We start from the raw sequence: 15,982 nt of genomic DNA, 5'->3' as shown, positions 1-15,982 counted from the left end.
AAGAGAAAAGTTCATCGCTCTACCAACTGAGCTATTGGGAAGTTAGTTTTTTTATAGACGAAAAAAAACCTGCAGAAAGCAGGTTTAATTTCTTACCGAAGTAATGTGGCTCCCCAAACTGGGCTTGAACCAGTGACACATGGATTAACAGTCCATCGCTCTACCAACTGAGCTATTGGGGAATAAACTTTTTTAAACTTCTGTTTATTATTGAAGTTAAATGTGGCTCCCCAAACTGGGCTTGAGAAACCATCAGCGACACATGCTATTATTAGAGAGTACAGTCCATCGCTTTACCGCTCTTCATTTGTCGCCAACATAAAATGTGGCTCCCCAAACTGGGCTTGAACCAGTGACACATGGATTAACAGTCCATCGCTCTACCAACTGAGCTATTGGGGAATTACTTTCTTTCGTTAGCGTGTTAACCATCTTGGCTAACGGAGCGGAATATTAAAGACCTGATGCCTATGTGTCAATACTAAAATAAGAAAAAAATCATTTATTAGTTTGTTTGCTCATTTTGCGTCCAGTAAAGTCAGTTTGTCAGCACTTTTTGGTAGTTTTATGTACGCAGCTTATTAAGCGCTGATAAAATATAATAAGCGCTGATAAAATATAATAAAAATTTAGTTATCCACCAAAGTTGTGGATAACTATGTGGGTTAATTTGTAAGAACTCGTTGCATTATCGTTTTTCTTAGCGTGTAGTTAAGTCAATAGTTAATTGTGTTTTTTTTATTTTGTTATTTTATTCAATGATTTAGGTTTTGTTTGTTGTTTTATTAACACTTTGGTTTGATTTTTAACCAGATGGATATTTAGCGACATTTACTGTGAATTTCTCTCGCTTTTGATTACAATATATGTAGCAGAACTTGATTCGAATTCAGCATATGTTGATGTGAAGTTAAGTCTTTTAACTTAGGTCTTTATAAAATTTATTAATGACGTCAAATAATATAGCAAAAAATAATAAACAACCGGTTAATTTACTGAAAGACCCAGTTGCTAATACTTTAAAAAGAATGACCATTCCGATGATTTACGGCATGATTTTATTGATGACGTTTAATTTAATCGATACTTTTTTTGTCAGTATGCTAGGTACTCAACCTCTAGCAGCCATTAGTTTCACATTTCCAGTAACTTTTACAGTTATTAGCTTAATGATCGGCTTAGGAATAGGCACATCAGCCGTTATTGCCAAATTCCTTGGTCATGATGATCATGAATCAGCCAAAAATTCTGCAACAGCGGCATTATATCTTGCTGCTATCGTTGTTATCAGTTTATCGTTTGTTGGCTATTTGTTTACTGATGAACTCTTTACTTTACTTGGTGCTAAAGCATCTTTATTACCTTTGATACATCAGTATATGGATATTTGGTATCTGGGTAGTGTGTGTCTCATTGGTCCAATGATTGGCAATGCTGTGTTGCGAGCCTCGGGTGATACAAAAACACCAAGTATAGTGATGGGAAGTGCGGGGCTTATTAACGCAGTTCTTGATCCTATCTGTATTTTTGGTTTTGGACCTGTGCCAGCAATGGGGCTTGAAGGTGCGGCTATAGCTACCTTTATTTCATGGCTTTTTGGTTTGGTATTTGTGCTTATTATATTAACTAAACAGAAAAATTTAGTTCATACACATTTAATACCAATTAAACAATTAATGAACTCGTGTCGAGGTATTTTAAAAATAGGTTTACCTGCGGCGGGCGCTAACATGCTAACACCAATTGCTGCCGCTATTATGACTGCAATTGCGGCAACTTATGGTGAATCAGTAGTGGCTGGTTTTGGGGTAGGCACTCGCATAGAGTCTATTGCATCCCTTGTTGTTTTAGCGTTGTCTATGACTTTGCCACCCTTTATTAGTCAAAATTTTGGTGCAGGTCACATGCATCGTGTTGAACAAGCCTATAAAACCGCCATTAAGTTTATTTTATTTTGGCAAATATTCGTTTATTTAGTCTTGGTTATATTGGCTCCTTGGATTGCTTCCGTTTTTGCTAAGGAACAAAAAGTTGCTGATATTATCATTTTGTTTATGTGGATTTTACCTTTAGGTTATGGCTTACAAGGCATTGTGATTTTAACTAATTCATCTTTTAATGCGTTGCATAAACCTATAGTCGCTTTATTGTTAAGTATTGTAAGATTATTTGTTTGTTATGTACCTTTAGCTTACCTTGGAAGTTATTTATATGGTTTACATGGCTTTTTTATTGGCGCTTTGATGGGTAATTTAATTATGGCATTAATTTCTTATCGACTTTTTTCAAAACAGTTTAATGATGATGAGTATACGGTAAAGGAACAATTAACTTGAAAGAACAATTGTTAAACGAGACCATGATGAAAGAACCGACAATAAAGTCATTAAAAATTGAATCAAATTATACACCAAGTGGCGATCAGCCAACGGCGATAAAGCAATTATTAGAAGGGGTAGAGTCGGGTTTAGCTCATCAAACTCTATTAGGGGTTACTGGATCGGGGAAAACCTTTACAGTAGCTAATGTAATTGAAAAACTTAATCGACCTACCATGATGTTAGCGCCAAATAAAACGCTAGCAGCACAACTGTACGGTGAAATGAAAGAGTTTTTCCCCAATAATGCGGTTGAATATTTTGTTTCTTACTACGATTATTATCAACCTGAAGCTTATGTACCTACAACAGACACTTTTATTGAAAAAGACGCTTCTGTTAATGAACATATTGAACAAATGCGTTTATCGGCGACAAAAGCATTATTAGAACGTCGAGATGTAATTATTATTGCTTCTGTATCAGCTATTTATGGTTTGGGTGATCCTGATTCATATTTAAAAATGATGCTTCACATCAGTGTTGGCGATATTATCAATCAGCGAGATATTTTACGCCGTTTGGCTGAATTACAATACAAGCGTAATGATGTGGCTTTTGCACGGGCTACTTATCGAGTTCGTGGAGATGTGATTGATATATTCCCTGCAGAATCTGATCGTCTTGCTTTGCGGGTAGAATTGTTTGATGAAGAAATTGAACGTATCAGCCAGTTTGACCCATTAACAGGGCAGGTTGAGCGTACATTACGTCGTGTTACTGTATATCCCAAAACACACTATGCAACGCCTCGTGATAAAATTTTATCGGCAGTGGAAAAAATTAAAATAGAATTAAAAGAGCGTTCTCAATATCTTAAGGACAATAACCGTTTAGTCGAAGAACAGCGTATTACACAACGTACTCAATTTGATATTGAAATGATGACTGAACTTGGTTATTGCTCAGGTATTGAAAACTACTCTCGCTATTTATCAGGCCGTGAAGAGGGCGAAGCCCCCCCGACTTTATTTGATTATTTACCAGATGATGGTTTACTTATTATTGATGAGTCTCATGTTACTGTGCCTCAAATCGGCGCTATGTATAAAGGGGATAGGTCGCGAAAAGAAAACTTAGTGCAATATGGTTTTAGATTACCATCAGCCCTTGATAATAGACCAATGAAGTTTGATGAATTTGAAGCATTATCACCGCAAACTATTTATGTGTCGGCAACACCAAGTAATTATGAAATTGAAAAATCAGCTGGAGATATTGCAGAGCAAGTTGTCAGACCTACAGGCTTATTAGACCCAGAAATAGAAGTGCGCGACGTAGAAACACAAGTTGATGATTTGTTATCAGAGATTAATAAACGTTTACCCTTAAATGAACGCGTACTTGCTACTACCTTGACGAAACGAATGGCAGAAGATTTAACTGATTATCTAGACGAGCATGGTATAAAAACCCGTTATTTACATTCTGATGTTGATACAGTTGAACGTGTTGAAATTATTCGTGATTTTCGTTTAGGTAAATTTGATGTTCTTGTAGGAATTAACCTCTTGCGAGAAGGTTTAGATATGCCAGAAGTATCACTTGTGGCAATACTCGATGCAGATAAAGAAGGTTTTTTACGCTCAGAGCGTTCGTTAATTCAAACTATTGGTAGGGCTGCACGTAATATTAATGGCCGTGCTATTCTTTATGCCAGTAAAATTACTAAGTCGATGCGTAAGGCGATTGATGAAACTGAGCGTCGACGTGAAAAGCAGCATCAGTATAATTTAGATAATAATATTGTGCCAAGAGGCGTAATTCGTAAGATTTCAGACGTTATGGATGTTGATGGTTTTAGTCAGTCAAAAGAGCTAGATCAAGTGGCTGAAAGAACGGCTAATTATCAAGCTTTAAGCACAAAAGAAATTGACGATAAAATTATCGCACTTGAAAAAGCTATGTATACGCACGCTCAAAATCTAGAATTTGAGCAAGCGGCGTCAATACGTGATGATATTGCTAAATTAAGAACCCAACAATTAAGAACTTAGGGACAGTATACCTGTTACCCAATAGTTCAGGTCATAAATTTTTAGCTATTTATTATAATATATCATCTAAGGTCTATTATAGAATAACGATTAATAATTTTAGCTACGTCATCACTATTACAATTGCCTAAATGGCTAATTTCATCAATTATTTTGTCTTGTATATCCACAGGAAAAAGTAACAATTGTTCAAGGTACAGATGTGCTTGTGTGGCGTTGTTTGCATCTATCATTTTATTTAAACGTTGAGCTTGTATTCTGAAGGCTTCACTCATAATAATACTCTGTATATCGAAGTAGTATAAATATAAGTTTAGACTAAGCTATGATAAGGGTTAGATAGAATTTGTCTTAAAATAGAACCAAAGGAAGATAATATTCTATAGTGTGATTGATAGTGTTATTGATAGTATTAAAAGTGATTGATATTCAATATATTTTACAACGAGTAAAATAGAGAGAATAAAAAATTTTATTTACCACAATGAGGACATTTTCCACTATGATGACCTTGCTTTAGTTGAATGATACTGTGTTGTAAATCTTCAGGGTCAATTTCCAGCTGATTAGCTAATCTTTCTAATGCTTCATAGTCCTCCATATCTATAGGACCATCGGCTAAAACTTTTGTGATCTGTGCATCTAAATTTTCTTTTCTTTGTCGTAATTCTTCACCAAAACGACCAGCTAGCATGCCCGCAGGTAGTGCGACTAAAGCAACACCAGCAAGCATGATAAAGGTAGAAATAACTTTGCCTATGGCGGTAATGGGGATCACATCACCGTAGCCAACAGTGGTCATAGTAACAACTGCCCACCAAAAAGATTGCATAATACTACCGAAATGTTCAGGCTGTGCTTTGCCTTCTACAAATTGCATTATGCTGGCTGCAATAATAATGAAAAACAACATCACCATCATTGCGGCCATGATGCTTCGAGATTCTTTTATAATAACAGTAGCAAATATATTAAACCCTTTAAAATAATGGGTTAATTTTAATAATCTCAGTACTCTTATCAGGCGTAATGCCCGTAAATCTATAGCGAAAACCATGGCTATGAGAAATGGTAAAATGGCAATTAGATCAATTAGTGCTATAGGGGTGAGTATATATTTAACTCTAGATTTGAAGGCAGAAACATTGTTGTATTCTGTTGCTTCAACAGCACACCAGACCCTAAGTAAATATTCGACGCAAAATATAAATAATGAAACCAGTTCAAATTGAAGTAAAGCGTCTTTATATAATAAAAAGTAATCAGGTTCTGAGGCTGTTATAGCAGCGGCCACATTAGTAATAATTAAAGTAATTAAAAAAAAAGTAACCAGTTTAGCAACAGTGCTTGATGTCGTTTCACTTTCAAGTAATTGGTATGCTTTTACACGTAATGTAGGCGTTTTACTTGGTTGATTCAACATATGAGCACTTGTTAATTTAATAGAATATTAATGGTTATTGTGTTACTTGGTTTCAGTGATTACTCATATTCAATAGGATCAATCACCTTATTATCTCTAAAAGCTTCAAGACGCTCTTGGCATGAACCACACTTTCCGCAAGCTTTTTCTCTGCCATTGTAACAAGTCCAAGTTTCACTATAGTTTAATCTCATACTGAGTCCATCAGCTAATATAGCTGATTTATTTACCGTTAAATAGGGACTGAATATTTCCACACTTTCATAATTTGCAATTTGGCATACATCATTCATTTTTTGTACAAACTCTGGACGACAATCAGGATAGATTGCGTGATCACCACTATGAGCCCCATAATAAACTTGTGATGCGCCAACTGACACAGCATAACCCACAGCCAACGATAATAAAATCATATTGCGGTTAGGTACTATTGTAGACTTCATGTTTTCTGCAGCATAATGACCTTCTGGAATATCAATATCATCAGTCAATGAAGATCCTGCAAGTAATTGGTTTATTGATGAAATATCAATGACTTTATGCTTTATGTTTAAAGATTTGCATACTTTGCTAGCACACTGCAATTCTTTTACATGACGTTGACCATAATCAAATGAAAGCGCGAAAACTTCTTTGCCGTCTTTTATCGCTCTGTTTAGTACGGTAAACGAATCCATTCCACCAGAATAGATAACCACCACTTTATTTGGGTTTACTTTTTCTGGGGATAGTTTTTCAGTCATAGTAAGGTCTCTTGATAATAAATAGGGTATAATTGATATCTTATATTTTACGTGAATAAAACCTTAGGCAAAAGCACAATTTAAAATGATCCAATACAAAATTAATGAAATATTTGAAACGATACAGGGTGAAGGATCCTTTACGGGCCAACCATCGATATTTATTCGCTTGCAAGGTTGTCCTGTTGGTTGCTCTTGGTGTGATACTAAACATACTTGGGATGTTGAACTAAGTGATGAAGTCACTAAAGAAACGCTGTTAGCAAAATCGCAAGAAACACCACAGTGGGCTAATTTTACAGCACAAGCACTTTATTCCTTAATTATTGAACGGGGTTACAAAGCTAAACATATTGTGATTACAGGAGGGGAACCATGTATGGTTGATTTAATACCATTATGTTCCACTTTTGATAGTAAAGGGTACAGCACGCAAGTAGAAACTTCGGGAACTTTTGATATTTTAGTGTCTGAAGCATGTTGGGTAACCGTGTCGCCAAAAATAAATATGCGTGGTGGTTATGCTATTTTAGAAAGCGCTATGAAGCGAGCAAATGAAATTAAACACCCTATTGCTACAGAGCAGCATGTGGATGATCTTAAATTACTGCTCGCTGAGCATAATATTGAAAATACTCCCGTGTATTTACAGCCTATTAGTCAAAAAAGCAGAGCGACTGAATTGGCTATTGAAACATGCATTGCTAATAATTGGCGTTTATCGGTGCAGGTGCATAAATACATAGGAATTGAGTAAAATAGATCATTATCCCTCTGTAGTAGGCATTTATTGCCCCTTGGTTAGACTGAAGTTAAACCATTTGTCCTATAGTTAAGGCTGTTCCTGCGACCAAACCAACTTTAGTTAATGTTATTGATAGCACCCAACGAATGAATTTATATGACATTTCAGTAATCACTACACCTCCCTTACCAGCAAAAACCAACATATGACCTAATAAGCCTTTTTGTTGCTCAACATACTGACCTGATGTCTCAGTAATCTTGGTTAGCAACATAGCTACTTTATCGTAGAAGGTTAAAGTATTAGTTACCATGTGTTGAATTTGATGTAAGTAACCCGTATCTTGTAATAAAGTCAATAAAGCAGCCCCTAAACGGTGTGCCCATTGTGACGTGAAGTTGGCTTGATGGCGTTTTTCATAGTCTAGTCTTACCTGTGTTTTATGTCGATTAGCTGTTTTTTTGTTAATCGCAGCATAACTTTTAAATGCACTCGCTGTGGCTATGTAACCTGGCGCATTTCCTATCATGCGATGTGCGCTCGCACTAATGCTTGTGCCTGCATGTAGTACATATTCACCTTCGGTATGAACAAACGGCCAAAAAGGAAGAAGAGGTACGGGATCTCCCATATGTAAGCTGCGATAGATTTTATTGAGGCTATTACTGGTTTTTATGGCAAAGCTTTCATAACCGACACGGGGGGCGCCAAAGGTATACAAATTAATAGGGCGTCCACTTTGCTTTTCACTTAACCAATTGGCGGTTAAATGTGCTAACGCACCACCTAAGCTATGTCCAACGCAATGGACAGGGCCCGTATTGTTCTTCGTAAAATAAGTATTTAAAGCAGGTTTTATGGAGTTAAAGGTTTTATTAAACCCTGCGTGGGCAGGTAAGTTATTTGCACTGGTACTTAAACCGCAATGGACATCAGTGACCGCATCACGTTTACTGTTGGTACCTCGTATTGCGATAACCGTATGACCTAAATAATTCCCACCTTTTTTACCTGTACCAATAACAGCAAAACCAGTTTTATGTTTAAAAATATGCTCCATAAAAGAACCACTGATACCTTGAACAACATTACTGGATAAGTTGAAGTCAAAATCTTTTGATAATGTATTTAGTATTGGTGTATCGTACTCTCCTCTTTTATCTTTAGTTTTAATTTCATAGGCAGCTGCCGCTAAATCTACTGCTATTCTAGGTGTTAAATCGCGCATATATAAATATCCTTATAATTGTTTTTCAATTGTATGTAAAATTTTGAAATCCGATTCCCAGCGACAGATACTACTGGCACTGTGTGGTCTATTGGGAATAGTGTCATCAATAAAAGTAAATGCTACTAAAGGGTCTGATAAGTCAGCATTTAGCTCCGATAATTTTCTTTCATAGGCAGGTATAGGTTTAATTCCCCATGCAGTGGCAGCCCAAAGTTTAAAAAAATTATTATTATACTTCGTATAAATAACTTGCTTTGTTAGTTGTTCGCAAAACAACCAGCCTGGTGCTTGAGAACGTACATTAACAGCTGGTAAATTAAATAAACCGTTTTCATCTGTTAATGTACTATCTTCTCTTCTCTTATTATCAATATAATAAAGTTCACGTTCAATTTTTACGCCTACCAATGGTTTGCCGCTATCGAGTATTCGTCCTGATACAGCTGAGCATAAATGAGCATTATATTTTTTAAAAAAGCCAAACATAGGCATAGTTTCCTGTTTTAAAAGTACACCGAAAAAACTTAATGGATAAGAGAATTATTTTTTGATTGGAGTTTTACTTTGTGGCTCTGTTAGCCAAAGATTATTTGAGTCCATTCAAAATAGTTATTATTATCCCTAATAATTAAATTTACTATATTGTGAGCATATAGGAAGAGTTTATCGTTTAAAAGCTATTCAATACAATAATTTTTATTGATTCGGTTAACTCAGTATTATCTTTTATGGGTTAACCATAACTTTTTAGTTACTCAACATAAATTTGAGTCACTCTATTTGATACGCGAGTAAGTAGCTCGTAGTTAACGGTATCGAGATATTCGGCAACGGTTTCAACGGCTAAATTTTCACCCCATAATTCAACATTATCACCTAACTTAACATCTGCTATATCTGTTACGTCAACAGTCAACATATCCATAGAAACTCGCCCTGCTAAAGGCGCAATTTGTCCTTTAATAAATACTGGCGTACCATTTTTAGCATTTCTGGGATAACCATCAGCATAACCTATAGCGATGGTTGCTATGATTGATGGTCGTTTAGCTTGCCATGTTTCACTGTAACCCACTGATTCACCTATATTTAATTGCCGTAAACTGATGACTGTTGATTGCAGTGTCATGACGGGAGTTAATTTTATGGGTAATTTTTCAGTAGCAACGGGATATGAACCATATAAAGCTAAACCAAGTCTATTGTAATCACCATGACTATCAGGCCAATGGAGGATACCTGCAGAATTAGCTAAACTTTTTCTCAAACAAAAAATTTTATTTATACGCTCAAACTCTTGTATTTGTAGCTGAGTCTTGGGGTTATTTAGTTCATCTGAATTAGAAAAATGAGTGCAAAGCACTAAACTTTGCCGTTGAACAGAGCTGAGTTTAGCTAAAATATCTTTGACATTATTGGGTTTTATACCTAATCGATTCATTCCCGTGTCAACTTTAAGCCATAACTTTCCAGTATAATGTGGTTCATAGGAGGTTAACCAGTCAACCTGTTGGCTAGTGTGTAGCATTAGCCAAAAATTTTGTTGTAAGGCAACTGAAAAGTCTTCATAAGATAATGCCCCTTCCAAAATTAAAATTGGTAAGGTAATGCCAGCATCACGTAACTTTATTGCTTCGTCAACTAACGCAACGGCAAATGCGGGTACATGCGCACTCAAATATTTTGCAACTTCGACAGCGCCATGGCCATAAGCATTAGCTTTAATAACGGCAATTGTTTTACTGTGCGGTGTTAAATCGGCAATTTGATTATAATTACAGAGTAAAGCAGGTAAATTAATAATAGAGTAAGTTTTTCGAGAATGGTGATTCATGCGGATTATTTATTCTAAGTTGATCAAATTAATTATTTTGGAGAAGCATGACCCTTTTTTTCAGTGTATCATGTTTCAAAATTAATGGATGTTGCACATATCGTTAGTTTATCTACTTAAACACGCAAATAGAAGAGCAGAGTATGAATACATTTTCGATTGAAAAACAGTATCAGCTACTTGACGAATTAACACGAATGTCAACTGAGAGTCAGAATAAAGATACCTTAGATATCGATTTACTGGATGCTCAAGGTATTTTAGAAAAAATAAATGCAGAAGATCAAAAAGTTGCTAATGTTGTTAGAGGTATTATTCCTGAAATTGCTCATGCAGTTGATGAAATTGTTCATGCTTTTAAACAAGGGGGACGGCTTATCTATATTGGCGCAGGTACTAGTGGTCGCCTTGGTATTCTTGATGCGGTTGAATGCCCACCAACGTTCAGCGTTTCTGAACAACAAGTTTTTGGCATTATTGCGGGAGGAAATCAAGCGATACATAAAGCGGTAGAAGGGGCTGAAGATAACGAATTATTGGCAGTTTCTGATTTAAAACAAGTGGGTTTATCATCTAAAGATGTTTTAGTTGGTATTGCTGCTAGTGCTAGAACACCCTATGTTATATCAGCAATGCACTATGGTAAATTTGTTGGGGCAACAGTTGTTGGCTTAAGTTGTAGTTATAATAAAAAATTTGAACAAGCTACTGATATTAATCTGTGTGCTGTTGTTGGAGCTGAAGCCTTAACGGGGTCAACGCGCATGAAGTCTGGTACGGCTCAAAAATTAATTTTAAATATGCTCAGTACAGCCAGTATGATTCGCTCTGGAAAGAGCTATAAAAACTTAATGATTGATGTTAATGCAAGTAATGAAAAGCTTTATGCACGTGCAATGCGTATTGTAATGCAAGCAACTGATTGTGATTATACTTGTGCTAAAAAAGCTTTAGAACAATCTGAAAACAATGCCAAACTCGCTACCTTTATGATACTAACTGGTTTAAGCTTAGAACAATCAAAGACGTGTTTAGTCAAAAATGGTGGATTTTTACGAAAAGCAGTTCAACAATTTGAAAAATAACTACAAGACTTATTTATGCCTTCTTTAATTAAAAAACAGAAATATCGTTATATTGTTACCATCATTTTTATATTCTTTGTTATTTCTTGCATACCGAAAAAAAATACTGTTGATGTTTCAGCTCCAGCACAAAAGCTAGATGTGTCAGCCCCACAAAAGATTATTGTTGGTGCTGAGCGAACTCTTCATTACTTACCTATATTACAAAATAAGCGAGTAGGCTTAGTCGTGAACCAAACATCAATGGTTGGTAATACACATCTTGTTGATAAACTAATGGCGAATCATATTAATGTGAGAACCATCTTTGCGCCTGAACATGGTTTTCGTGGCAATTACGATGCAGGAGAAAAATTTAACTCCAGCATTGATACTAAAACAGGTGTACCGCTGGTGTCTATTTATGGCAAAAACCGTAAACCGTCAACAGAGGTAATAAAAGATTTAGATGTTATTATTTTTGATATTCAAGATGTCGGTGTTCGTTTTTATACCTATATTAGCTCCATGCATTATATGATGGAAGCTGCTGCCGATGCGGGTGTTGCTTTTATTGTTTTTGATAGACCAAATCCTAATGGCGCTTTTGTTGACGGGCCAATATTAGAGTCTGAATTTACTTCTTTTGTTGGTATGCACAAAATCCCGTTATTACATGGTATGACGGTTGGTGAGTTGGCATTAATGATTAATGGTGAAAAATGGCTTAATACGCAAAAGTCACTAGACTTAAAAGTTATAACTTTAGAAAACTATGTGCGAACCATGCCGTACTCATTACCTGTAAAACCAAGCCCCAATTTACCTAATGACATAGCAATTCGTTTATATCCATCATTAGGTTTCTTTGAAGCAACCCCAGTGAGTATTGGGCGAGGTACTGATTTTCCATTTCAGGTGATCGGGCATAACAAAATTTCTTTAGATAAATTTAGCTTTAAGCCAGTCTCAAAACCTGGCTCAGCCACAAACCCTAAATTAATGAATGAACACTTACTAGGACAAGATCTACGGAGCAGTCAAATTAGCGGTTTGCATTTAGCCTTTATTATTGAATGGCATAAAGCTTTTAAAGAGAAAAATATTACATTTTTTACTCATCCAGGCTTTATGGACAAACTCAGTGGTACTGACAAATTAAGAAAAGCCATTGTATCGGGGAAAAGCGCACAAGAAATTAAAGCAACTTGGCAGCAAGGTTTAGTTGACTTTAAAAAACAAAGAAGTCCTTATTTGTTGTATTGATTGAATCTAGCACACAGAAGGTTAAGCATTGAATACGCTTAAAATTTAGCTTAGGTTTGTTATTCCTTCAATGAAACTCAACGCATAAAATATTATTAATATTTTATGCGTTGAGTCGTTCTGTAGCTCATAAATTGATTTTCTCATGGTATACTTAGGGTAACTCACTCTTGTTTACAGAAAAATATTCATGTTACCCCGTATTGACCATCAAACACATTTATCACCGCTTTATCATAATTTTGTTAGTGCATTAAAAGTAAAAAATTTCATGGGTGATATTAATGCCAGTTACAGCGCACGGCTGGCTGTTGCTACAGATAACAGTGTTTATCAACAATTACCTCAGTTAGTGCTTCATCCTCGTACTCAGCAAGATATTAGTTTATTAGCTAAAACGGCAAGTGAAGAACAGTTTAGCGAAATAAAATTTAGTGCTAGAGGAGGGGGAACAGGCACTAATGGTCAAAGTTTAACGCCAGGTATTATTGTAGACTTATCTAAGTACATGAATAAAGTCTTAGAAATCAACGTAGAAGAAAAATGGGTAAAAGTAGAAGCGGGCGTGGTAAAAGACCAACTTAATGACTACTTACGTCCTCATGGTTTTTTCTTTGCACCTGATTTATCAACCAGTAACCGCGCTACCATAGGTGGTATGATCAATACTGATGCATCAGGACAAGGCTCTTTAGTTTATGGAAAAACTTCTAATCATGTTTTAGCTTTAACTTCAGTACTTGCTAATGGCGATGTATTAAATACTGAGCCTATGACGATTAGCCAAGCCAAAGTATTAGCGCAAGAAGAATCTGGCTATGGTCAAATTATTAAACAAGTATTAGCGACGAGTTTGGATAACCGCGAACTTATTGTAGAAAAATTCCCTCGTTTAAATCGGTTTTTAACGGGGTATGATTTAGAAAATGTTTTACAAGCAAGAAACTCAGAAGCAGGTGAACTTAATACCTTTGACTTAAGTCGTTTAATAACAGGCTCGGAAGGTTCATTGGCTTTTGTTTGCCAAGCAAAACTGAATATTACCCCAATTAGTCCAGCAAAAACCTTAATTAATATTAAATACGATAGTTTTGACTCAGCATTACGTCACTCACCTTTTTTAGTGAAAGCCAAAGCGACCTCCGTAGAAACTATTGATAGCAAAGTATTAAACTTAGCAAAACAAGATATTGTTTGGCATAGTGTTAGTGATTTAATTACTGATGTGCCAAATCAAGTCATGGACGGCATTAATATTGTTGAATTTAATGGCACAAGTGTTGATGCTTTAGCTGAGCAAGTAAGTTTGTTGACAAAAGGTTTAGATGAAACGATTGCGAGTGAAAACAGTGGTGGCGTGATTGGTTATCAGGTGACTTCAGATTTAGCGAGCATTAATAAACTCTATGCCATGCGTAAAAAAGCTGTTGGTCTTTTAGGGAATACCGATGGCAGTCAGAAACCACTAGCATTTGCAGAAGATACAGCGGTACCCCCTGAAAACTTAGCTGATTTTATCAGTGAATTTAGAGACTTGCTTGATAGTTATAACCTACATTATGGTATGTTTGGGCATGTTGATGCAGGTGTTTTACATGTACGACCAGCGCTTGATATGTGTGATCCTGAACAGGAAAAACTATTAAGAACCTTATCAGATAAAGTCGTTCAGCTTACTGCCAAATATGGTGGTTTGATGTGGGGTGAACATGGCAAAGGGTATCGTAGTGAATACGGGCCTGAATTTTTTGGTGAGCAGTTATTTACTGAACTGCGTAAAATTAAAGCAGTTTTTGACCCGCTTAATAAAATGAACCCAGGTAAAATTTGTACCCCCATTGACTCAAATGAACATTTAGTTAGTGTTGATGATACGAAACGAGGCTATTTTGATAGGCAAATACCTGTTGCGGTAAAAGACTCATTTAACGCAGCCATGGATTGTAACGGCAATGGTTTATGTTTTAATTACGATGTAGACAGCCCTATGTGCCCATCAAGCAAAATTACTAAAGATAGGCGTCATTCGCCAAAAGGCCGTGCTGGTTTAATGCGCGAATGGTTAAGGCTATTAGAAAAACAAGGTGTTAATATTTTAGCGCTTGAAACTGAGATAAGTCATTGGTCGGTGAAAAAGTTATTAGATTCTACCTTCGCTAAAGTAAAACTTAGTTTATTTGAAAAAAATGAAAATAAAACTGATTTTTCTCATGAAGTAATGGAAGCTATGCAAGGTTGTTTAGCGTGTAAAGCCTGCGCTAGTCAGTGCCCTATTAAGGTGGATGTACCTGATTTTAGAAGTCGTTTTATTAATATTTATCACTCTAGATATCCTCGACCATTAAAAGATCATCTTGTCGCTAATGTTGAAATATTAGCACCGTTAATGGCAAAAGCACCTAAATTGGTTAATAGTATTTTAAGCTTAAAAGCTTATGATAAGTTATCTGAGAAAACTATTGGTTATGTGAATACGCCATTATTAAGTGTTCCTACGTTAAAAAAACAAGTAAAAAAAGCAGGTTACTCAGGTTTTGATTTAGTTAAATTGCAAGGTTTAACTGACTTACAACGCAAAAACTATGTATTTATTGTACAAGACCCTTTTACGTCATTTTATGATGCTAAAACGGTTGAAAGTATGATGGCGTTAATTAAAAAGTTGGGCTTAGAACCCATATTATTACCTTTTAAACCTAATGGTAAAGCACAGCATGTAAAAGGTTTTTTAACGCGATTTGCTAATACAGCCAAATCATCAAGCGAGTTTTTAAATCAGTTAGCCCAATTAAATATCCCTATGTTAGGTATGGATGCTTCTATGGTGCTATGTTATCGAGACGAATACACAAAAATATTGGGCGATAAACGTGGTGAATTTAACGTATTATTAGCGCATGAGTGGTTATTGTCGTTTATCAAACAAGATAAAAGATTTAAAAATGATGTTGATGGTAGTCAACAAGCATTTAAGCTGTTTTCACATTGCACTGAAAAAACAGCCTTAGTGAATAGTGAAAATGAATGGGCAACTATTTTTAATCATTTTGGCTTACCGCTTGAAAAAGTTAATGTTGGTTGTTGTGGTATGGCGGGTACTTATGGACACGAAAAAACTAATGTAGATAATTCAAAAGGATTATTTGAATTAAGTTGGCAGCCTAAAATAACTGAGTCAGCCCCTGATAAAATATTAGCAACAGGTTTTTCTTGTCGTTCTCAAGTGAAACGTTTAGCGCAGCTTAATGCAAAACATCCAGTTGAAGCATTGTTGGCCGTTTTAAATTAATTTGGAAAA

General features: G+C 35.7%; 12 protein-coding genes and 2 tRNA genes. 6 read left to right on the top strand and 8 right to left on the bottom strand.

Features of this window, described 5'->3' with window-relative positions; all coding sequences use genetic code 11:
- Window positions 1–106 precede the first annotated feature (106 nt).
- Window positions 107–182, bottom strand: a tRNA-Asn gene (locus ACE1OF_RS17705).
- Window positions 183–326: 144 nt separating this feature from the next.
- Window positions 327–402, bottom strand: a tRNA-Asn gene (locus ACE1OF_RS17700).
- Window positions 403–947: 545 nt separating this feature from the next.
- Between ACE1OF_RS17700 and ACE1OF_RS17695 the strand changes: the two genes are divergently transcribed.
- A complete protein-coding gene (locus tag ACE1OF_RS17695; RefSeq protein WP_448896088.1) occupies window positions 948–2,336 on the top strand; it encodes an MATE family efflux transporter in 1,389 nt (462 codons plus the stop codon).
- Window positions 2,337–2,362: 26 nt separating this feature from the next.
- On the top strand, window positions 2,363–4,375 hold the full coding sequence (gene uvrB, locus ACE1OF_RS17690) for an excinuclease ABC subunit UvrB (protein ID WP_448896089.1): 2,013 nt from the start codon (window positions 2,363–2,365) through the stop codon (window positions 4,373–4,375).
- Between the two features lie 62 nt (window positions 4,376–4,437).
- On the opposite strand, the gene ACE1OF_RS17685 is transcribed toward uvrB, so the two are convergent.
- The 3 genes from ACE1OF_RS17685 to queC form a co-directional block, all read right to left on the bottom strand.
- On the bottom strand, window positions 4,438–4,650 hold the full coding sequence (locus ACE1OF_RS17685) for a hypothetical protein (RefSeq protein ID WP_448896086.1): 213 nt from the start codon (window positions 4,648–4,650) through the stop codon (window positions 4,438–4,440).
- Window positions 4,651–4,847: 197 nt separating this feature from the next.
- On the bottom strand, window positions 4,848–5,798 hold the full coding sequence (locus tag ACE1OF_RS17680; RefSeq protein ID WP_448896085.1) for an ion transporter: 951 nt from the start codon (window positions 5,796–5,798) through the stop codon (window positions 4,848–4,850).
- Window positions 5,799–5,857: 59 nt separating this feature from the next.
- On the bottom strand, window positions 5,858–6,544 hold the full coding sequence (gene queC, locus ACE1OF_RS17675; RefSeq protein ID WP_448896083.1) for a 7-cyano-7-deazaguanine synthase QueC: 687 nt from the start codon (window positions 6,542–6,544) through the stop codon (window positions 5,858–5,860).
- Window positions 6,545–6,629: 85 nt separating this feature from the next.
- Here queC and queE point away from each other — a divergent pair, with 85 nt between their 5' ends.
- On the top strand, window positions 6,630–7,301 hold the full coding sequence (queE, locus tag ACE1OF_RS17670; RefSeq protein ID WP_448896082.1) for a 7-carboxy-7-deazaguanine synthase QueE: 672 nt from the start codon (window positions 6,630–6,632) through the stop codon (window positions 7,299–7,301).
- Window positions 7,302–7,356: 55 nt separating this feature from the next.
- On the opposite strand, the gene ACE1OF_RS17665 is transcribed toward queE, so the two are convergent.
- The 3 genes from ACE1OF_RS17665 to alr form a co-directional block, all read right to left on the bottom strand.
- Complete coding sequence (locus ACE1OF_RS17665) at window positions 7,357–8,517, bottom strand: lipase family protein (protein ID WP_448896080.1); 1,161 nt, start codon at window positions 8,515–8,517, stop codon at window positions 7,357–7,359.
- Between the two features lie 12 nt (window positions 8,518–8,529).
- The gene (locus ACE1OF_RS17660; RefSeq protein ID WP_448896078.1) at window positions 8,530–9,006 is read right to left on the bottom strand and encodes a DUF6795 domain-containing protein; all 477 of its coding nucleotides are present in this window, start codon (window positions 9,004–9,006) and stop codon (window positions 8,530–8,532) included.
- Window positions 9,007–9,271: 265 nt separating this feature from the next.
- Window positions 9,272–10,354, bottom strand: coding sequence for an alanine racemase (gene alr, locus ACE1OF_RS17655; RefSeq protein WP_448896077.1), 1,083 nt, complete (start codon window positions 10,352–10,354; stop codon window positions 9,272–9,274).
- A gap of 143 nt (window positions 10,355–10,497) precedes the next feature.
- Here alr and murQ point away from each other — a divergent pair, with 143 nt between their 5' ends.
- The 3 genes from murQ (at window position 10,498) to ydiJ (ending at window position 15,973) form a co-directional block, all read left to right on the top strand.
- The gene (gene murQ, locus ACE1OF_RS17650) at window positions 10,498–11,439 is read left to right on the top strand and encodes an N-acetylmuramic acid 6-phosphate etherase (protein ID WP_448896076.1); all 942 of its coding nucleotides are present in this window, start codon (window positions 10,498–10,500) and stop codon (window positions 11,437–11,439) included.
- 15 nt (window positions 11,440–11,454) lie between these two features.
- Window positions 11,455–12,684 (top strand): exo-beta-N-acetylmuramidase NamZ family protein, encoded by a 1,230-nt coding sequence (locus tag ACE1OF_RS17645; RefSeq protein WP_448896075.1) that lies wholly within the window; start codon window positions 11,455–11,457, stop codon window positions 12,682–12,684.
- A gap of 190 nt (window positions 12,685–12,874) precedes the next feature.
- Window positions 12,875–15,973 carry a D-2-hydroxyglutarate dehydrogenase YdiJ gene (gene ydiJ, locus ACE1OF_RS17640; RefSeq protein ID WP_448896074.1) on the top strand — a complete coding sequence of 1,033 codons (3,099 nt, stop codon included), beginning with the start codon at window positions 12,875–12,877 and terminating at the stop codon, window positions 15,971–15,973.
- The last annotated feature ends 9 nt before the right edge of the window (window positions 15,974–15,982 follow it).

Source organism: Colwellia sp. E150_009 (assembly GCF_053543955.1).
Note: the sequence above shows the minus strand (reverse complement) of the source record. Positions and strands in the feature narration are given on the sequence as shown.